This is a genomic window from Microbacterium sp. LMI12-1-1.1 (assembly GCF_040676455.1).
Classification (GTDB): domain Bacteria; phylum Actinomycetota; class Actinomycetes; order Actinomycetales; family Microbacteriaceae; genus Microbacterium.
Genome location: NZ_JBEGIA010000012.1, coordinates 439506 through 460007, shown reverse-complemented (window position 1 = coordinate 460007; position 20502 = coordinate 439506). Strand labels below are relative to the sequence as shown.

Genomic DNA, 20502 nt, shown 5'->3' with positions numbered 1-20502 from the left:
CGCGATTGGACGGGAAGTGTCAACTGCCACGATGATAATCCGCCTGATCAGAGCCGATCGATGGGGACAAACACCCATCGATCGGCTCTCCGGGATTCCCGGCCGCATCGTGCGCGCGCCGGCCGCTACCAGGCGGTGGATTCGGCGTTGCCGGATCCACCCGGTCCGCTGTAGCTCACCCACTTCGCGCCGGAATAGCCCGAGTAGCAGCTCAGTCGCACGCTGTCGTTCGCTCCCACCTGGTAGGAGTTGCTGCTCCATCTGCCCTCGGAGTCGTTGCAGCTCAAGGTGTAGGTACCGGGCACCCAGTTCTCGACGTTGAAGACGAAGTAGGAACAGGATGCCGAATCGCAGCCGGGCATGCCCGCGGCGCTGGAGCCACGGCTGGTCCAGGCACGCGGCTGCGGCGGCGCGACCGTGGTCGCCGAGGCGCTGTCGATCGCCGACACCTGGCCCTCGACGTCGATGGCGCGCACCCGGATCGTGTGGGTCTCGCTGTACCCGTACTTGATCGTCTGGCTGCCGTTCTGCGCCCCGCGGTTGACCCAGTTCCCACCGTCGATGCTCGTCTCGAGTCGGTCGATCGCTCGCCCGTTCGTGGCGGGCAGGCTCCAGCCGAAGGTGATGCTCGTGCCGCTTCGGCTGGCGGACGCACCCGGGGTCCTCACCGGACCGTACGGGATGGCCCCGTTCGACGCCGCCGACGGCTCGCCGGTGTAGCGCACGCCGTCCATCGAAGTGAAGGCGCGCACGCGGATCGTGTAGGTGGTCCCGTTCGACAGGCCGGCGATCGTCTTGTTCCCCGGCATCGCCGCCCAGTTGCCGCCGTTCAGCGAGTACTCGTACGCCACTTCCGCGGCACTCGCGCCATTGCCCGGGGCGTTGCCGTAGGCGACCACGACCGCGCTGTTGCCGCTGGGAGTCGACAGCGATACGCCCGTCGGCACGCCGGGCACGCCGAACGCGCGGCGAGGTGCAGAGGCCGCGCCCCATGCACTCCAGCCCGCCTTGTTCGAGGCGCGCACACGGAACGTGTAGTCGCTCGTCGACGTCGTCACATTCAACGCCTGCCGCAGCTGAGAGCCGGGGATGCCGGTGACTGTACGCACGACGGACGAGCCCTGCATCACCTGCAGCTCGTAGCCCGAGATCGCGTCGCCGTTGTCGACCGGCGCCGCCCACACCACTTCGAGCTGCGCCTGGTCGCCCACCGGGTCGAGGCGGTTCACCGACGGAGCCGCGGGCGCCTCTGGCGCCTTTGCGGGGATCTCCGTCACGGACCACGGGCTCCAGCTCGACGGCTCGGGGGCGAGGTTGTGCGCCTGCACCCGCACCTGGTAGGCGACGCCGTTCTGCAGCCCGTCCCACGTCAGCGAGTTGCCGGTGACGTCGGTCTTCTGACTGATGCCCGACGGCGGCGCCGGCGAGATCTCCAGCGTGTAGTTCTGCACCGGCGAACCGGGCGTGGTCGGGGTGACCCACGAGACCGCGAGACTCTTGTCGCCGAAGGTCAGCGTGGGCGCTGCGGGAGTGTCGGGCCGCGCATCGGGACGCGCGGTCTCGGACGGCGCCGACGCGTCGGACGGCCCGACACGGTTCTCGGCGACGACCGTGAAGTTGTACTCCACGTTGTTCGTCAGTCCGTCGAGCGTGCAGGTCGTGGCGAGGCACTCCTTCTCGTAGTTGCCCGCGGTGGAGGAGACGAGGTAGCGCTCGATCTCGGCGCCGTTGTTCGCCGGCGGCGTCCACGAGAGCACGACCGTGCGGTCCTGCACGCTCGAGACGGTCGGCGTGCCCGGCGCGTCGGGCTTGCCCTGCACCGTGAGCCGGATGCGGCCCTCGACCTCGCGGTCCGGGTCGCCGGTCGCGTCCTGCACGCGATAGCGCACCACCATCGTGCCGAAGAACTTCGCGTCCGGCGTGACCCGCACCTCGTCGCCGGCGACGTCGACGTCGCCCTGACCGGTCTCGAGGATGGCCGTCGTGACCTTCAGCGGCTTGTCGGGGAACGGGCTCACATCGTTGCTCAGCACGGGCACCGTGACGGTCTTGCCCTGATGCGCCTCGGGGACGATGTCGTCGTTCGCTGTCGGCAGCTCGCGGGTCGAGGCGATGACGCGGACGTTGACCACGCCCTCGATCGGCTCGGTGGTGCCGTCGTCGATGCGCACGCGGATGGTGGCCGCGGTGCCCTTCTTGGTCTCGGCCGCCGCGCTCACGCGCAGCTCGTCGCCCTCGATCGACGCGGTCATGCCGTCGGGCGATCCGCCGACGATCTCGTACTCGAGGCGCTCGGCATCCTCGGGGTCGGGGTCCGTGGTGAGACCGCCCAGGTCGAGCGTTGTGGCGTCCTCGCCGGGTGCGACATCCATCTGCCCGTTCACGAAGACCGGCTGCTGGTTCTCGGGCGGCAGCACCGTGATCGGCAGGGTCAGCGTCGCCTTGCGTCCTTCGGGATCGTCAGGACCGGTGCCATCGGTGACCTCGAACGTAATCGCGTCCGGCCCGAAGTACCCGCCGGCCGATGTGTAGACCAGGGTGGTCTGATCCTTGATCAGCGACGAACCGTCGGCGTGCGCCGCAGTGACCTTCGCCGCCTCCGTGATGATGACCTTGCCGCCGTCAGCGGACCGGACATGGTCAGCCAGCGGCAGCTCGACGGTCTCGCCGCTCTTGACCTCGATCGGCTCGGTCGAGAGAAGGGTGGGCGGCAGCGAGGACAGCGCGGGGATGTGGATGAAGGCGGATGCCGCGTTCCCGTCGCGGTCGGTGATCGTGTACGTGACGAGCCGATCCGCGTCGCCCAGCGTCACACGGACCTTGCCGTCGGCCAGCACGCGCGAATCGGCGTCGGCGACCTCCAGCTCGAGGTCGTCGACCGTGCCGTCCGGATCCTCGTCATTGGCGAGCACCTCGAGATCGACCACGCCGTCTTCGACGTCCGCGGCGCGCACGTAGTCGTCGCGGGCGACCGGCTTCTGCAGCGGCACGTCCTCGGCCACCGTGATCTGCAGCACGGCCTTCGCCTCCGCACCGCGCGCATCGCGGATCGTGTACTGCAGCGACGTCTCGATCGGCTCCGACGGAGAGGTCACGACGACGCGGTTGCCTTCGACCTTGGCCTTCACACCCGTCCCGCTGGGCAGGATGATGCCGTCCTCGACGATCCCGAATCTGTCCCCGTCGGGGTCGGAGTCGTTCGCGAGCACCGGCACGGCCACCGAGCGGCCGGGCCGCATCAGCACGGAGTCCTTGACGGCATACGGTGCCTGGTTGACGCCCTCGGGCGGCGCGATCCCGACCCGGATGCTCGCCGTGGCCTCGGCGCCCAGACGGTCCCGCACGCGGTACGTGAAGGTGTCCACGCCGGCGGTGTCATCGAACGCCTCGTAGACGAGGTAGTCCGGGCCCGTCTCCACGACGCGACCCTTGCCGGGCGACGACGCGAGGCCGACCAGCTCGACCGAGTCGCCATCGGCGTCGATGCCGTCCAGCGGCACCGCGACACGGACCCGGGTGCCGCCCAGCACGCGCGCGGTGAGGTCGTGCGGACGGGGAGCGGCGTTGGTCTCTTCGTTCACCGGCAGCACCTGGATGGTGATGTAGCCGGCATCCTTCTGCCCGGTGCTGTCGACCGCCTCATAGGTCGCGTAGACGGTGCCCGGCTTCTCGGAGGCGCGGAAGCGCACGGTGTCCTGCGAGACGAAGACCTCGCCGTCCTCGGGCTCGACCAGCGGCGGAATCAGATCCGGGGCGACGTGGATCGCGTCGCCGTTGGGGTGGTAGTCGTTGTCGAGCACCGGGATCGTCACCACATCGCCGGCGCGCACCACGACCTGGTCGTCGTTCGCGACCGGCGGGCGCAGCTGCGCGGGAGCCGGGATCGGAATGACGATGACATCCCCCTCGGCCGACTGCGAGCCGTTCGAGATGCGGTACGAGATGCGCACCTGCTCCGAGAGGGCGGCCTGGTCGCTGATGCGGAGCGTCTCGTGGTTCAGCACGGCGACGGCGATGCCGGAGTTCGGCTCGACGGTGACGGACTGCACCACCAGGATGCCGCCGGAGGGATCGGAATCGTTGGTCAGCACGTTGACCAGCACCTCACCGCCGCTGGGCAGGAGCGCCACGTCGCGCACCGCGACCGGGGGCAGGTCGGTCTCGCCCTCGGGGATCACGTCGACCCGAACGATACCGGGGATGCCGGCGGCACCCTCGGCGACCAGGTACTGCACGTAGTACGTGCCGGGCGTCGCGGAGTGGAACGTGAAGGTCTTGTTCGCGTAGTCGGGCACGGTGTCCGCCCCTGCCACGGGATCGACCCGTGCCAGTCGCAGTGGTTCGCGACCCGCGCCGACATCGTTGGCCAGCGGCGAGACCGTGGCGGTCTGTCCCGCGCGCACCGCGACGTAGTCGGCGTTCGTGACCGGATCGATCGAACCGACCGGCCGCACGTCGAAGCGCACCGTGCCTGCGGTCGCATCGGAGCCGTCGGAGACCGAGATCTCGACATCCTTGCGGCCCTGCGTGCCACCCACCGCGCGGTAGGTGATGCGGCCGTCCGAGGTGAAGTCCGCCTCATCGCCCTGCGCCGGTACGACCGAACTCAGGAACACGTCGTCACCGTCGGGGTCGATCCAGTCGGGCAGCACGTTGTAGGTGATGGTTCCGCCGGCCTCGACCGCGACGGTCGTCACACGTTTCTGGGTCGGCGGCGCGTTGACGTCCCAGCCGTGCACCGCGAGCGACACCTTCGCGGTGTCGGTGCCGCCGCGGCCGTCGGACACCTCGTAGCTGAAAGAGGTCGTGCCCGAGGCGTCCTCGGGCACCGCGATCTGCAGCGCACGGCCGTTGTCGATCGACTGCACGTCGCCGACCGACGGACCCCCGTCGAGCACCCGCGTCGTCAGCACGTCCCCATCGGGATCGCTGTCGTTGTCCAGGAGGGGAAGGATGGTGGTGCGGCCCGGACGGACGCCGAGGTCGTCGTCGTTGGCGTCGGGCGGCGTGTTGATCTCGGACCGCTCCGGCAGGACGGTCTCGGTGGTCTCCTCGGTGGTCTGCTCGTCGTCCTCGGTCTCGCCTTCGGGAGGGGTGATCTCGTCCCAGTTGTCGACGCGCTGCAGATCTTCGACGGCCATCCACGTGGCGCCGCCGACGACGTCGTTGAGCACCACGACGTCGCGGTTGACGCGGAACTTCAAGAGCGACGTCGGCTCGATGCCGTCGATGTCGACCGCGAGGTCGTCGCCGTCGCCCGCGCAGTCGCGCACGAACCGGCCCGACCCGGTCCAGGCGGCGTAGCCGCAGCCGTCGAGCCAGACCGGCTCTGCGGGGGCACCCTCGCCCCCGGCTTTCACCGTCGTGGGCTCGGAGCCGTCGAACGGCACGCGCACGAACGTCGACGCTGTCGAGAGCGACACCGCATCCGATGACGCGGAGGGCTGCTGCAGCACCGCGTTGCGTCCGCCGTCGACGACCGTCGCGCGGCCGTCCGCGATGACGGTGCCAGTGGCGGCGTCGAGCACGACCGGCTTGTCGCCCACCGCGGTGACCGACAGCTCGGCCTTGTCGTCGAGACCCGGCAGCGCGCTGCGGATCGGCTCCTCCGGCGTCTCGTCGGCCGCAAGCCGCACGGTGACGAGTTCGGAGCTGTCGGACGAGACCGCGTGGACCACGCCGTCGACGCCGACGGTGACATCCGCGCCCTTTCCGACGTTGACGGTCGGGTCGGTGCCCTCGATCTGGAAGGTGCCGGCGCTTTCGGCGGGCAGCACCCACAGATCGCCCGACGCGCGGTCGAGGATCGCGACGGTCGAGGCACCGAGCGCGACCTCCGCGTCGCCCGGGACGCTCGCCGCGCCTGCGAGCGCGACCATGCCGGGATCGATAACGCTGACCGCGGAGCCGGCGTTGTCGACGAGGAGGACCGTGCCGCCCGACTGGAGGATGTCGTAGTCATCGCTCGTCGTCCGCAGCCCGCCGTCGAGCACCTGCGACTCGTGGTTGAAATGGCCGACCATGAGGCTCGACTGCTTCGTGACCCAGACGCCGCCGTCATGGAGGTCGACCTCGGTGGTCGGGACGCCCTGGTACACGAAGGCCAGCGTCGTGAGGGTGACGGCCGCGGCCGTGACCGCACCCGCCGATGCGAGCGCACGCGGACGAGCGCGCAACCATGCGGAGGACCTCATCGAGCCTCGGCCTCCTGCGGGGTGTCGTGTCTCTCCGTGGCGTCGAGACCGGACGTGGGGCGTCCGGCGCTCACCGAAGACGTGGGGGATCAGTTCAGCCTAACCCGGCCCATCCCGTGCGATGAGACAGGTAGTGCCAACTCGGAATCGTATCCGCCCGGACGGTGCCGATCGATGGGGACAAAGACCCATCGATCGGCATGCGCTGGCGGGGGCGCCTCGCCGCGTCAGGACGCGGCGACGCCTTCGCGAGCGCCGACATACTCGCGCAGGTGCTGAGCGGTGAGCGTGTCGGCCCCCGCGACCAGGTCGGCCGGGGTGCCCTCGAACACGATCGCCCCGCCGTCGTGGCCGGCGCCGGGCCCGATGTCGATGATCCAGTCGGCGTGCGCCATGACCGCCTGGTGGTGCTCGATCACGATCACGCTGTTGCCGGCTTCGACCAGGCGATCGAGCATGCCGAGCATGTTCTGGACGTCGGCGAGGTGCAGTCCGGTCGTGGGCTCGTCGAGCACATAGATCGCACCCTTCTTGGCCATCGAGATCGCGAGCTTGAGGCGCTGCCGCTCACCGCCCGACAGCGTGTTGAGCGCCTGGCCGAGGGTCAGGTAGCCGAGGCCCACGTCGATCATGCGCACCAGGATGGTGTGCGCGGGGCCCTTGCCGAGGAACGCGGCCGCCTCGGTCGCCGACATCGCGAGCACCTCGGCGATGTTCTTGCCGTCGAGGGTGTACTCCAGCACCTCGTCGCTGAAGCCCGAGCCTTCGCACAGCTCGCACAGCGTCTCGACGGTCTGCGTGAAGCCGAGGTTGGTGATGATCACGCCGAGGCCGCGGCATGCGGGGCACGCCCCTTCGGAGTTGGCGCTGAACAGCGCCGGCTTGACCCCGTTGGCCTTGGCGAACGCCGAGCGGATGGTGTCGAGGATGCCGGTATACGTGGCCGGACTCGAGCGCCGGTTGCCCTTGATCGGCGCCTGGTCGACCACGACGACATCGTCGAAGCCGGGCACGTTGCCGTGGATGAGCGACGACTTGCCGGAGCCGGCGACGCCGGTGACGACGGTCAGGATGCCGAGCGGCACGTCCACGTCGACCTCTTTGAGGTTGTGCTGGGTCGCGCCGCGGATCTCGAGCGCGCCCTTCGCGTCGCGGGTCGACTCCTTGAGCCGCGCTCGGTCGTCGAGGTGACGGCCCGTGATGGTGCCGGACGCGCGCAGGCCGGCGACATCCCCCTCGTACTGCACCTCGCCACCCGCGCGACCGGCGCCCGGCCCCAGATCGACCACGTGGTCGGCGATCTCGATCACCTCGGGCTTGTGCTCGACGACCAGCACGGTGTTGCCCTTGTCGCGCAGCAGCTTGAGCAGCCGGTTCATGCGCTCGATGTCGTGCGGGTGCAGGCCCGCCGTCGGCTCGTCGAACACGTAGCTGATGTCGGTCAGCGCCGAGCCGAGGTGCCGGATCATCTTGGTGCGCTGCGCCTCGCCGCCCGAGAGCGTGCCCGACGATCGGTCGAGCGACAGGTATCCGAGCCCGATGTCGATGAACGACGCGATCGTCTGACGCAGGCCCACCATCAGCGGCGCGACGGACGGGTCGTCCACCGTGTCGAGCCACGCCGCGAGATCCGTGATCTGCATGGCCGCGGCATCCGCGATGCTGGTCCCGTTGATCTTCGACGACCGGGCGCCCTCGTTGAGACGCGTGCCGCCGCAGTCAGGACACGGCATGAACTTCACCGCGCGGTCGACGAAGGCGCGGACGTGCGGCTGCAGCGAGTCGCGGTCCTTCTGGAGGAACGACTTGGTGATCTTCGGCACGAGGCCCTCGTAGGTCATGTTGATGCCGTTGATCTTGACCTTCGTCGGCTCCTTGTAGAGGAAGTCCGCGCGTTCCTGGTCGGTGTAGTCCTGGATGGGCTTGGCCGGATCGACGAAGCCCGACTCGGTGAACCCCTTCACCATCCAGCCGTCGACGTTGTAGCCCGGCACCGTCATCGCACCCTCGGCGAGCGACTTGGTCTTGTCGTACAGCTCGTCGAGGTCGACGTCGCTCACCTCGCCGAGGCCCTCGCAGCGCGGGCACATGCCGCCGGTGATCTCGAACGAGCGGCGCTCCTTGACCTTCTTGCCCGACTTCTCGAAGGTGACCGCGCCGGCGCCCGAGACAGACGGGATGTTGAACGAGAACGCCTGCGGAGAGCCCACATGCGGCTGCCCGATGCGGCTGAACAGCAGCCGCAGCATCGCGTGCGCGTCGGTCGCGGTGCCGACGGTGGACCGCGCGTTGGAGCCCATGCGCTCCTGGTCGACGATGATCGCGGGGCTGACGTTCTCGAGCGCGTCGACCTCTGGGCGGCTGAGCTGCCCCATGAACTGCTGCACGAACGTCGGGTAGGTCTCGTTGATGAGCCGCTGCGACTCGTTCGCGATCGTGCCGAACACCAGCGACGACTTGCCCGACCCGCTCACCCCCGTGAAGACCGTGAGCCGGCGCTTCGGGATCTCGACCGACACGTTCTTGAGGTTGTTCTCGCGCGCACCCACGACCCGGATGACCTCGTGCGAATCGGCGACGTGCGAAGGGGGGTTCTCTGCCATGCCCACAGTCTGCCCGGCGATGCGGACACCGCGCTTCCTGAATCCTGCTCGATCCGTTTCCTACCCCAGCCCCCTCCCCGGGTTTGGGGCGCACCGCGAACGTTCGGGGCGCGCGGCGTGCCGGCGGCCGGGCTCCTATCCGGGTTTGGGGCGCACCGCGAACGTTCGGGGCGCGCGGCATGCGCCCCAAGGGGACGCCATGCGCCCCACACCCCGAGAATCCAGGACGGATGCCGCGGCTCGGCCGCGTCGGCGGGGGCATGCGTCGGCGGGGCCTGCGTCAGCTGGGGCGGCCTCGCTCCCTTCCGGGTTTGGGGCGCACCGCGAGCGTTCGGGGCGCGCACCGTGCGCCCCAAACGCACGGCGTGCGCCCCAAACCCGGAGAACCCAGGACGGATGCCGCGACTCAGGCCGCGTCGGGTTCCGCAGCGTCGCCGGCGGCGGCGTCGCCGGCGTCGGCGGCCGGCTCGATCGCGAAGTTGTCGCGGAAGACGCAGGCCGGGTCGTACGCGGCCTTGATCGCCCGGAGGCGAGCGAGCGTCGCGGGCGGGAAGGCCTCGGCGATCCGCTCCGGCCGCTCGGACGAGTCGAAGCTCAGGTACATGCCGTCCACGTGCGCGGCGAGCGCGCGCCACTGGGCGTCGAGGCGGTCCGGGTGGGATCCGAGCGCCGCCACCGAGAAGTTCGCCGCGCGGTGCGCGTAGGCGGTCGCGTCCTCGGCGACGTCGGCCACCGCCCCGCCGACCGCGCGCAGCTGGAAGAACGGCACGGCGCCGGATTCCAGCATCCGTGCCGCCGCCGCGGCGAAGGCCGGCGTGACGTGCTCGATCAGCCCGGAGCGCGAGTGCGGCTCGCCGGCCCCGTGCTGCGGGCCGAGGTCGGCGTTCGCCATGATCTGCGCGTACGTCGTCAGCTGCACCGACTGCTGCACGAGCGGGGCGAGTTCGGCGAACGGCTGCAGGCGGGCGATGATCGTGTCGGGATCGTCGGAGTCGACCACGCCGTACAGCTGCACCACCTGCGGCTGCCCCGGTCGGGGGCCGCCGGTCAGCAGGAACAGCGTGAGATCGCGGGGCGACGACTCCACGATGCGGCCGTAGCCCTCGAGGAACGCCGCGACGTCGTCGACCTGGAACGCGAGCTGCGCGTAACCCACCTGACCGACCTCGTCGACCTCGAACTCGAAGGCGGTGACGACGCCCACGTTGGCGCCGGCGCCCCGGACGGCCCAGAACAGCTCGGGGTGGGTCGAGGCGTCCGTCCGCACGATCGAGCCGTCGGCGAGCACCACCTCGGCCGCCCGCAGGTGGTCGATGGTGAGACCGTGCTCGCGCGCGAGCAGGCCGATGCCCCCCGCGGTGGCGAGCCCGCCGACGCCCACACCGCCGTAGTCGCCCGAGGTCAGCGCCCAGCCGCGCTCGCCCAGCACCGCGGCGACCTGCGCCCAGCGCGCGCCGGGTCCGATCCGCACGAGACGCCGCTCGGCGTCGAGCACCTCGATCCCATCGAGCCGCCGGAGGTCGATCACGATGCCGCCGTCGTTCGTGCTGCGGCCGCTGATGCCGTGGCCGCCGCTGCGGACCGAGAGCGGCAGTTCGGGATGCCGCCGCGCGAAGGCGATCGCCTGCCCGACCTGCTGCGGCGAGGCCGGCTGCAGCACGAGGCCCGGTGCGCCGCCGCGCATGTAGGTCGCGCGCACGTCGCCGTAGTCGAAGTCGCCGGGCTCGATGGCCGTCAGTCCTGCCGGAACGTCGTCGTACGCGATGCCGTCACGGCGGGCGGCGAGCGCAGCCGACGACCGCACCGGCGCCGCCGAGACGCCACGGGTGCCGCGTTCCACCGCCACGAGCTCGCGGACCGCCGGCGCCACGTCCTCCCCGAAGCGCTGCAGCAGGTTCGGGTCGTCGCCCGCGAGGATGAAGGTGCCGATGCCGTCCTCGAGCGCGAGGCGCGCGAGACGCTCGGCGAACTCCCGGGGGTCGGCGGCGAGCTGCCCGACGTTCAGCAGGCGCCGGATCTCGCGCGGATCACGGCCGACGGACTGCGCGGCTTCGTCGATGGCGGCGTTCCCCTTGGCGAGGTCGCCGGGCTGCATGTAGCCGAGCGAGGGCAGCCAGCCGTCGCCCTTGCGGCCGGTCAGCGCCAGCATGCGCGGCTTGTACGCCCCGATGTGGATCGGGATGTCGTGCGCGGGCCGCGGGCCGCGCTTCGCCCCGTGCACCCGGTGGTACCGGCCGTCGGTGAAGACGCCGCCCCTCTCGTCGGTGCGCCAGAGCGCCCGGATCACGTCGATCGCCTCTTCGAGGGCCGTCACCGCCTGACCGGGAGTGAGGCGCGTGCCTCCCATGGCCTCGATGGCATCCCAGAAGCCGCCGGCGCCGAGCGCGAGGTCGAAACGCCCGCCCGAGAGCAGGTCGATGCTCGCCGCCGCACGCGCCACGACGGCGGGCGGGCGCAGCGGCACATTGAGCACGTTCGGCGCGATCCGGATCGAGTCGGTGCGCGCCGCGACGAACGACATGAGCGTCCACGTGTCGAGGAACGCCGGCTGATACGGGTGGTCCTGGAAGGTGACGAGATCGAGCCCGGATGCCTCGGCCACCTGCGACAGCAGCACCGGGGCTTCGGGGGTCGCGGCCGCGGGGGTGATGAAGGCGCCGAATTCGAGGGAGTGTCCGTAGTCCATGGGGTCCTTTCAGCCGATGGCCGCGCTGCGGCGGATCGGCGCGGCCGTGGTCGCGGCCGGTGAGTCGAGGGCTGCCGGGCGCATGCCCGAGAGCAGGATGTCGAGCAGCAGGTCGCGATCGGCAGGAGCGCCGAGACGCACGGCGTGCTCGACCCCGCAGATCAGGCGCTGAAGCTGGGCGACCGAGAGGTCGCGGCGCACCACGCCGTCCCGCTGCGCGCGCGAGAGCACCGCGTCGTACCCCGTGAAGACCTTGCCTCGCGCGACGGTGCATTCGTCGTGCAGGTCGGGGTCGGTGAGGGCGAGGTCCGTGAGCACGGTCTCGAGGCCGCTGTCCTGCAGCTGCAGCGTGAGCGCGTCTTCGAGGAATCCCCGGAACGCCGCGTGCGCATCGGGCTCGGCGACAGCGCGGTCTGCGGCGGCGCCCAGCCGCATCAGGGTTTCGACGCTGAGAGCCTCGATCAGGGCCCGGACGGTCGGGAAGTGGCGGTAGACGGTGCCGATCCCGACGCCGGCATCACGGGCGATGTCATTGAGACGGAGGGTGCGGGCGTCGCGTCCGCGCGCGACCTCGAGGATGCGCTCACGGCTGCGAACGGCGTCGGCTCGGGGGCTCATGCCTCCAGCGTACACCCGAAACGGATAGACTATCCGTTTCTACGAAATCACCCGCCAGCAGCCGTCGACGTGGTCGTCGACCATGCCGGCGGACTGCATCAGCGCGTACATCGTCGTCGGTCCGACGAACCGGAAGCCGCGCTTGCGCAGGGCCTTGCTCAGAGCGTCCGACGCGGGAGTGGTGGCGGGCACCTCGGCGAACGTCGCCGGGCGACGGTGGGATGCCGGCGCGAACGACCACATGAATGCGTCGAGCTCACCCGGTTCGAGGTCGAGCACGAGCCGTGCGTTGGAGATCGTGGCCTCGATCTTGGCGCGATTGCGGATGATGCCGGCATCCGTCATCAGTCGCGCGATGTCGTCGTCGCCGAACGCCGCCACGGTCTCGGGCTCGAAGCCGGCGAACACCTCACGGAAGCGCGGACGCTTGCGCAGGATCGTGATCCACGAGAGGCCGGCCTGGAAGCCTTCGAGGCTCATCTTCTCGAAGAGCGCCCGGTCGCCGTGCAGCGGCACGCCCCACTCCTCGTCGTGGTAGCGGGCGTACTCGAGGTCGTCGCCGACCCACGCGCAGCGCGCGCGGCCGTCGGCTCCGAGGCGGACGTCGATGCTCACCCGGTCAGACTATGCGCGGGCGCCGACGCCCGGTCGGCAGCGAAGAGGCCGATGGACGGCATCCCCCAACCTTCATGTGGAGGTCGCACCTTCGGTCGCCGGATGCCTCCCCCGTCGCTTACCGTGGAATGTCGGGCCTCTGCCGGGCCCGCGCTGGGAGGAAACGCCATGAAGATCGTCGCTTCGTCGGACTGGCGGGACGCCATCCCCTTCGACACTCTCGTGCTGGTCGCCGACGTCGTGCCCGGGGAGCCGACGCGGTGCTTCACGTGCGGCGCGGACTCCGAACCGCGGGAGCGCACCGAACTCTGGGCGTACAAGCACCGGCACCCGAAGAACCACGACGGCTACGTGCGGTTCTACTGCGCGGAGCACCGCCCGGTCATCCAGCGGCCGCCGGCTGCGGCATCCGTCGCCCCGGCGCGCGGAACCGGGCGACCTGCATCGCGTCCTGCAGCCGAGCGCCGCGTCTCGAAGCCCACGATCCCCGACCGCGTGCGCGCGATGTGCCCGAACTGCTTCGTCGAGGTGTCGGCGACCGGCGAGTGCGGCATGTGCGGCTGGGCCGCCTGACCCGGACAGGGTCGCCGCATCCGTCCACTTCCGGGTTTGGGGCGCACCGCGCGCAGTTGGGGCGCACGGCGCACGCCCCGAACGTTCGCCGTGCGCCCCGAACCCGAGAGGACACGCCGGATGCCGCGGGCACAGCCGTCGACGACGGCGACGACTCGGAAGCCGCCTTCAGACGGAATATGTCCGGAACCCCGCGATTCCGGACACCCTTCCGCGCATCGTTACCGTTCCGTGACCTTCGCGGGCGGCAACCCCGCGGTCACTTCTTCTTGAGCGACTTCTCCGACACCGGCGCCTTGCCCGACGCGGCGAGCGCGCGGTAGTATTCGCGGGCCTCGTCCTGACGGGCGCGCTCGGCACCCGACGCGATGGGCGCCCGCACGTGCTCGGGCGCGAAGCCGTAGGCGTCGACCAGGTCCTGCGCGTGGGGGCGGAGCCGCGCGCAGAGGCGGTCGATGTAGCGGGAGACGGAGGCCGCACGCTGCGCCGACAGACGCCCGCTGACGAGGTACCAGGCGAGGTGCTTCTCGATCAGGTGCATCCCGAACAGATCGCGCAGCCAGGTCAGCACCTGCGTGGTGCCTTCGTCGGAGACGCGGTTGACCCCGTCCGTGAACGCCTCCCACTGCAGCAGCTCGGCGTGGGCGCGAGCCGCCTCGATGAGCTCGGCCTGGTGGCTGTTGAACAGGGCCGCGGCCTCTGCCGGCGACAGCTTGGACGCCGGGCGCAGCGCCGCGGCGACATCGGCGACCATCCGCTGCACGCGACCGGCGAGCAACTCGTGCTGCTGGTCCTCGCGCAGGCCCAGCTCCACCGAGCGTGCCGTCGAGCCGAAGTCGGCGACGGCCTGGCCGAGCTGACGCAGGCCCGCGCCGTGGAACAGCTTGCCGGCGGTCTGGCCGACGGCGAAGCGGGCCAGCTTCGCGGCATCCGCCCCCTTGAACTGCTTGGCGTAGTCCGACAGGAGGCGCTTGCCGACCAGCTGGAGCAGGACGTTGTTGTCGCCCTCGAAGGTGACGTAGACGTCGAGGTCCTGATGCAGGCCGACCAGGCGGTTCTCGGCGAGGAAGCCCGAGCCGCCGCACGCCTCACGGGCCTCCTGGATGGTGCTGAGCGCATTCCACGTGCTGAGCGGCTTCAGTGCCGCCGCGAGGGTCTCGAGATCCTCGCGCTCGTCGGAGGTGTCGGTGCGCCCCGAGAAGACCGCGTCGAACTTCCGCAGCAGCTCGTCGTGGCTGAAGAACTGCGCGTAGTTCTGCGCGAGGAGGGGCAGCAGGCGCCGCTGGTGCTTGCCGTAGTCCAGCAGCACGACCTCTTCGGTACCGGCGCCCGAGTCGAACTGGCGGCGCTGGTTCGCGTACGTCAGCGCGATGTGCAGGGCGAGGGCGGTGCCGGTGGTCGCTGCGCCGTCGAGCGAGACGCGCCCCTGCACCAGCGCCCCGAGCATCGTGAAGAAGCGGCGACCGGGGCTCGGGATGTCGGACGTGTACGAGCCGTCCGCGGCGACCTGGCCGTAGCGGTCGAGCAGGTTGAAGCGCGGGACGCGCACCTGGTCGAACGCGAGCCGGCCGTTGTCGATGCCGTTGAGGCCGCCCTTGACGCCGTCGTCCTCGCTGATGATGCCGGGCAGCATGCTGCCCTCGTCATCGCGGATCGGCACGAAGAAGCAGTGCACGCCGTAGTTGACGCCGCCGGTGATGAGCTGCGCGAAGACGGTCGCCGCCTTGCCGTGCAGCGCGGCATTGCCGAGGTAGTCCTTGTACGCGCCGCGGAACGGCGTGTGGATCACGAACTCCTCGGTGTCGGCGTCGTAGGTCGCGGTCGTGCCGATGGCGGCGACATCCGATCCGTGCCCGGTCTCGGTCATCGCGAACGCACCCGGCAGGCTCACGTCGATGACGCCCGGCAGCCACGCCTCGTGGTGCTTCTGGGTGCCGAGCTGGAAGATCGCCGAGCCGAAGAGGCCCCACTGAACACCGGACTTGATCTGCAGGCTGGGGTCGGCGAGCACGAGCTCCTGGAAGCCCGCGAGGTTCGCCCCGTTGTCGTTCAGGCCGCCGTACTCCTCGGGGAAGGCGCGGCGCGAGCCGCCGTGCTCGACCAGCAGGTGCAGCTGCGTCAGCACGCGCTCCCGGTGCTCGGGCATCGGCTGCCCGTCGATGCGCCAGAAGGCGGGGTCCTTGATCATCTCGCGGGCCTCACGGCGGGTGTCGCCCCATGTGCCGAGGAGGAGGTCGGTGACAGCGGCGATGTCTATGCGGGGATCGGATGCCTCGGCCGCCGTGTGCGGGGCGGTCGGGGCGCCACCGGCAGGCGTGCGCTTGCTGGTGGCGGGCTTCTTGGTGCGGACGGCGGCGTCGGCCATGTGCATCACCTCTCGGTGCGATGGAGAGAAGGAAGGTCACCTCGACCGTAGGACTCCCACAAGCCCTGCTCAAAGCGACTGGTGGATGTCCACAACAGCTGTCCAAGACGGGGCGACGCCGCGTTGTGCGAGAGGCACAGGTGGGCGCGTTCACCGCCTGTTCGAGGGCGGTGGACGGTCGTAGGCTCATCGCCATGACGCCACCGCCGACGGCCATCACGACCGCGTTCATCCCGGTCCACGACCCGCGCGCGGGGGCGCACTGGTATGCCGATGCCTTCGGCCTCGGCATCGGCGAGGAGACCGACGTCTCGAGTGTGCTCGCAGGCTCGCACGGCCAGGTGACGCTGATGGGCCCGAAGAGCGGCATCCACGTCGAGCCCGGTCTGCCGTGGGCGACGTGCAACTTCCGCGTCGACGACCTCGCGTCGGTGCACGAGCGGCTCGCCCGGCTCGGCGCGCACCCGACCGACGTGCTGGGCGACCCGGACCGCTGTCTGTTCTTCACCGCGACAGATCCCGACGGCAACACGATCCTCGTCACCGACCGCTGAGCCGAGGATGCCGGTGAGCCGGCGCCGCGGACACGCACGGGTGGTGCGGTGTCGGGGAGACGGCGCACAATGGGCGCGATGAACGCAGCCGTGACGCTCGCACCGTGGGGTCCCGCAGACCTGCCGCTGCTGGAGCGCGCCAACACGCCCGAGATGACGGCCCACCTGGGCGGGCCCGAGACGCCGGCGCAGCTCGAGGAGCGACAGCAGCGCTACCTGCGGCTCGGGGCGGCGGGCGAAGCCGCGATGTACCGGATCGAGCTCGACGGCACGCCCGTCGGCGGTATCGGGTACTGGCAGGTCGAGCACGAGGGCACGCCGGCGTGGGAGACGGGATGGCACGTCTTCCCCGAGTGGCAGGGGCGGGGCATCGCCCGCGCGGCGCTGCTGCTCGTCATCCGGCTGGTCGCCGCCCGGGGCGAGCGCGATCTGCTGGTCGCCTACCCGGGCGTCGACAATCCCCCGTCCAACGCGCTGTGCCGCACCGCCGGATTCGCGCATCGCGGGTCGGGGAGCATGCCGTGGCGCGGCTCGGAACTCACGTTCAACGCCTGGGTGCTCGACATGGCGCCCCTCGACCTCGACAGCCGCGAGCCCGACCTCGACGAGCGGTTCGACGAAGGCGTGCTCGACGAGAAGGTGTGGTGGCCCTACTACCTCGCGCACTGGTCGACGCGCGAGCGGACCGCGGCACGGTACTCGGTGGCTCCGGAAGGGCTCGAGCTGCGCATCGACGCGGACACGCCCGCGTGGTCGCCGGAGTTCGACGGCGGGAACCGCGTGTCGCACCTGCAGACCGGCCAGTTCTCGGGACCATTGGGCGGTTCGATCGGGCAGCACCGCTTCCGCGACGGACTCGTCGTGCGCGAGGCGCAGCCCGAGCGCCGCCTGCATCTTCCGCACTACGGCGTGATCGAGGTGCGGATGGCCGCGGTGCGGCATCCCGACGCGATGGTCGCCTTCTGGCCGATCGGGTTCGAGGAGCGGCCCGACGACTGCGGCGAGATCTGCGTCGCCGAGATCTTCGGATCCGAGATCGACGACGACGGCGGCTGGGTCGGTGTCGGCGTGAAGGCTCAGGACGATCCGCGTCTGCACCAGGACTTCGAGAAGGTCCGTGTCGACGGCGACCTCACCGGCTTCCACGACTACGCCGTGGAGTGGACACCGGACGGGCTGCGCTTCTTCATCGACCATCGGTGGGTGAAGACCGTGAACCAGACGATCGACTACCCGATGCAGCTCATGCTCGACGTCTACGAGTTCCCCCGCGCGGACGGCACACGCGACCTCGCTGCGCTCCCCCACGTGCTGCGGGTCGACCGCGTGCGGACGTTCCCGCCGGCGTGACGCCCGCCGCCGGCGGCGGTTGCCGCGGGTGGTACGCGCGTTCCTCAAATGAGGAGCAGAGCCGGGATGAGGAGCGACACGCCGATGCCCGCTCCGCAGCTCGGCAGAGATCCTCAACTGAGGACCGCCCGCGCGGACGGCACACGCGACCTCGCTGCGCTCCCCCACGTGCTGCGGGTCGACCGCGTGCGGACGTTCCCGCCGGCGTGACGCCCGCCGCCTGCGGCGGTTGCCGCGGGTGGTACGCGCGTTCCTCAAATGAGGAGCAGAGCCGGGATGAGGAGCGACACGCCGCCGCGCGCTCCGCATTTCGGCACAGATCCTCAATTGAGGAAAGCTCGCGACGGTCAGAAGAGCCCGACGATGCGTCCGTCGTCGTCGACATCGATCGTGTTGGCGGCCGGAACCGCGGGCAGGCCGGGCATCGTCATGATGTCGCCGCAGACCATCACCACGAAGCGCGCGCCGGCGGCGAGGCGCACCTCGCGGACGTCGACGGCGTGTCCGGTCGGCGCACCGCGCAGCTTCGGGTCGGTCGAGAACGAGTACTGGGTCTTCGCGACGCACACCGGATAGCCGCCGTACCCGTCGTCCTGCAGGCGCTTGATCTGAGCCCGCACCGCCGTCGAGGCCGTCACCTCCGAGGCTCCGTAGATGCGTGTCGCGATCGCGCTCATCTTGTGCCACAGCGTCGCATCGTCGGGGTAGGTGAAGCGGAGGCCCCCGGCTTCCTGGGCCGTACCCACGCCCGGAGCCGCATCAGGGCTCGGAGCCGCATCCGCGCCCCGAGCCGTACCCACGCCCGGAGCCGCATCAGCGCCCGAAGCCGCATCCGCGCCCCGAGCCGTACCCACGCCCGAAGCCGCAGCGCCCGAAGCCGCATCCGGTCCCTGCGCCGCATCCGGCCCCCGAGCTGCATCCGGGGCACCGCAGAGCCGCACGACCTCGCGCGCGAGGCTCTCGGCGCCCGCGCCGCCCTCGGCGAAGTGCTTCGCAACCACGGCCGTGACCCCGACGGCCTCCGACGCGGCGACCAGCGCCGCGATCTCGGCATCCGTGTCTTCCGCGCGATGGTTGATCGCGACGACCGCCGGGATCCCCCACGTCTCGCGGATGGTCTTCAGGTGCCGCACCAGGTTGGCCGTACCGTGCTCGAGCGCCGCGACGTTCTCGTGCGGCAGGTCGGCGACCTCCACACCGCCGTGGTACTTCATCGCGCGCACGGTCGCGACGACGACGGCCACGTCGGGCCGGAGGCCGGTCGTGCGGCACAGGATGTCGACGAACTTCTCCGCGCCGAGATCGGCGCCGAACCCCGCCTCGGTGACGACGTAGTCGGCCATGCGCAGCGCGGAGTCCGTGGCGAGGTACGAGTTGCAGCCGTGCGCGATGTTGGCGAACGGCCCGCCGTGCACGAACGCCGGCGTGTGCTCGAGCGTCTGGACGAGGTTGGGGGCGAGCGCATCACGAAGGATCGCCGCCATCGCACCGTGCGCGCTGAGGTCGCGAGCGCGCACCGGCGTACGGTCTCGGGTGTACGCGACCACGATCTCGCCGAGACGCTCCTTGAGGTCGGCGAGGTCGGTGGCGAGGCAGAAGATGGCCATCACCTCGCTCGCCACGACGATGTCGAAGCCGTCCTCTCGGGGGTAGCCGTTCGACGGCCCGCCGAGGCCGATCACGGCGTCGCGGAGGGCACGGTCGTTGACGTCGAGCACGCGCCGCCAGGTCACCCGGCGCACATCGATGCCCAGCGCGTTGCCGTGGTGCACGTGGTTGTCGATGAGCGCGGCGAGCAGGTTCGTCGCGATGCCGATCGCCGAGAAGTCTCCGGTGAAGTGGAGGTTGATGTCTTCCATGGGCACGACCTGCGCGTACCCGCCGCCGGCGGCACCGCCCTTCATGCCGAACACCGGCCCGAGCGCGGGCTCGCGCAGGCAGATCATGGCCCGTTCGCCGATACGTCTGAGCGCGTCGCCGAGCCCGACGGTGGTCGTGGTCTTGCCCTCACCGGCCGGCGTCGGCGACACCGCCGTCATCAGCACAAGCCGCCCGCGGGGTCTGTCGCGAAGAGTCCGCAGGTGCCGCAGGGACACCTTCGCCTTGTAGCGGCCGTACGGCTCCAACTCGTCGTCGGGGATGCCGAGATCCTCGGCGATCCTCCCGATCGGCCAGAGGTCTGCCTGCTGTGCGATCTCGATGTTGCTCGTGGCCACGCTCGCTCCCGGTGCGGGCGCCGTCGCCCGTCGCGCCCAGCCTAAGTGCACGGGCTGTTCGTCGGCCGTCGCCGCGACCCGCGCCGTCGAGTTCATGTGCACTCGCCGAGTGCACATGTCACGCGCGCGAACGGCGTGTGCGCTCGGCGAGTGCACACGAAGCGCGCGACCGGCGCCTTCCGGATCGGGCGGCGCTGCCGGTGGCGCGGCTGCGGACCGCTGTCTACCGTGGAGCCATGGCGTCCGCAGAGGTGCGCAGGGCCACGGTCGACGACGCCGAGCGCGTCGCGAGGCTGCTGCATGATTTCAACACGGAGTTCGACACCGACTCCCCGGGTCCGGTCGTGCTGGCCGAGCGCCTGCGCTGCCTGCTCGCCGGGCCGCAGACGTTCGCACTGCTGGGCGGAGAGCCCGCGCGCGGCGTCGCGCTCGTGACGCTGCGCCCCAACGTCTGGTACCCGGGACCGGTGGCCCTGCTCGACGAGATGTACGTCGCGCCCGAGGCGCGCGGGGCGGGTATCGGCGGAGCGATCGTGGCGCGCCTGGTCGCCGACTGCCGCCGAGACGGGGTGTCGGCCATCGAGATCAACGTCGACGAGGGCGACGTCGATGCGCAGCGCTTCTACGAACACCACGGCTTTCACGGGTCCGACCCGCAGACCGATGAGCGGGCGTACTACTTCTTCCAGGAGCTGTGAGCCGAGTGCCCGCGGTCGCGGGACCGGAAC

At 70.7% G+C, this 20502-nt stretch carries 11 protein-coding genes; 4 read left to right on the top strand and 7 right to left on the bottom strand.

What is annotated here, in order from left to right; all coding sequences use genetic code 11:
- Positions 1-125 precede the first annotated feature (125 nt).
- From MRBLMI12_RS10735 to MRBLMI12_RS10715, 5 genes are all read right to left on the bottom strand, one after another.
- The gene (locus MRBLMI12_RS10735) at positions 126-6194 is read right to left on the bottom strand and encodes an Ig-like domain-containing protein (RefSeq protein ID WP_363356466.1); all 6069 of its coding nucleotides are present in this window, start codon (positions 6192-6194) and stop codon (positions 126-128) included.
- 227 nt (positions 6195-6421) lie between these two features.
- Positions 6422-8797 (bottom strand): excinuclease ABC subunit UvrA, encoded by a 2376-nt coding sequence (locus tag MRBLMI12_RS10730; RefSeq protein ID WP_363356464.1) that lies wholly within the window; start codon positions 8795-8797, stop codon positions 6422-6424.
- A gap of 406 nt (positions 8798-9203) precedes the next feature.
- The gene (locus MRBLMI12_RS10725) at positions 9204-11483 is read right to left on the bottom strand and encodes an LLM class flavin-dependent oxidoreductase (RefSeq protein ID WP_363356462.1); all 2280 of its coding nucleotides are present in this window, start codon (positions 11481-11483) and stop codon (positions 9204-9206) included.
- Between the two features lie 9 nt (positions 11484-11492).
- Positions 11493-12101 carry a TetR/AcrR family transcriptional regulator gene (locus tag MRBLMI12_RS10720; RefSeq protein ID WP_349425882.1) on the bottom strand — a complete coding sequence of 203 codons (609 nt, stop codon included), beginning with the start codon at positions 12099-12101 and terminating at the stop codon, positions 11493-11495.
- A gap of 39 nt (positions 12102-12140) precedes the next feature.
- On the bottom strand, positions 12141-12710 hold the full coding sequence (locus MRBLMI12_RS10715; RefSeq protein ID WP_363357045.1) for a DNA-3-methyladenine glycosylase I: 570 nt from the start codon (positions 12708-12710) through the stop codon (positions 12141-12143).
- Between the two features lie 174 nt (positions 12711-12884).
- On the opposite strand from MRBLMI12_RS10715, the gene MRBLMI12_RS10710 reads away from it, so the two are divergent.
- Entirely contained in the window at positions 12885-13289 is a 405-nt protein-coding gene (locus MRBLMI12_RS10710) for a glucose-6-phosphate dehydrogenase (RefSeq protein WP_363356461.1), read from the top strand.
- Positions 13290-13548: 259 nt separating this feature from the next.
- Here the strand turns inward: MRBLMI12_RS10710 and MRBLMI12_RS10705 are convergent, their stop codons facing one another.
- A complete protein-coding gene (locus MRBLMI12_RS10705) occupies positions 13549-15654 on the bottom strand; it encodes an acyl-CoA dehydrogenase (protein WP_363356460.1) in 2106 nt (701 codons plus the stop codon).
- A 194-nt stretch (positions 15655-15848) separates the two neighbouring features.
- On the opposite strand from MRBLMI12_RS10705, the gene MRBLMI12_RS10700 reads away from it, so the two are divergent.
- Together MRBLMI12_RS10700 and MRBLMI12_RS10695 are read left to right on the top strand one after the other, a co-directional pair.
- Positions 15849-16208 carry a VOC family protein gene (locus MRBLMI12_RS10700; RefSeq protein ID WP_363356458.1) on the top strand — a complete coding sequence of 120 codons (360 nt, stop codon included), beginning with the start codon at positions 15849-15851 and terminating at the stop codon, positions 16206-16208.
- Between the two features lie 78 nt (positions 16209-16286).
- Complete coding sequence (locus MRBLMI12_RS10695) at positions 16287-17558, top strand: GNAT family N-acetyltransferase (protein WP_363356456.1); 1272 nt, start codon at positions 16287-16289, stop codon at positions 17556-17558.
- Between the two features lie 347 nt (positions 17559-17905).
- Here the strand turns inward: MRBLMI12_RS10695 and MRBLMI12_RS10690 are convergent, their stop codons facing one another.
- Entirely contained in the window at positions 17906-19870 is a 1965-nt protein-coding gene (locus tag MRBLMI12_RS10690) for a formate--tetrahydrofolate ligase (protein ID WP_363356454.1), read from the bottom strand.
- A gap of 140 nt (positions 19871-20010) precedes the next feature.
- Between MRBLMI12_RS10690 and MRBLMI12_RS10685 the strand changes: the two genes are divergently transcribed.
- On the top strand, positions 20011-20472 hold the full coding sequence (locus MRBLMI12_RS10685; protein WP_363356452.1) for a GNAT family N-acetyltransferase: 462 nt from the start codon (positions 20011-20013) through the stop codon (positions 20470-20472).
- Positions 20473-20502: the final 30 nt, after the last annotated feature.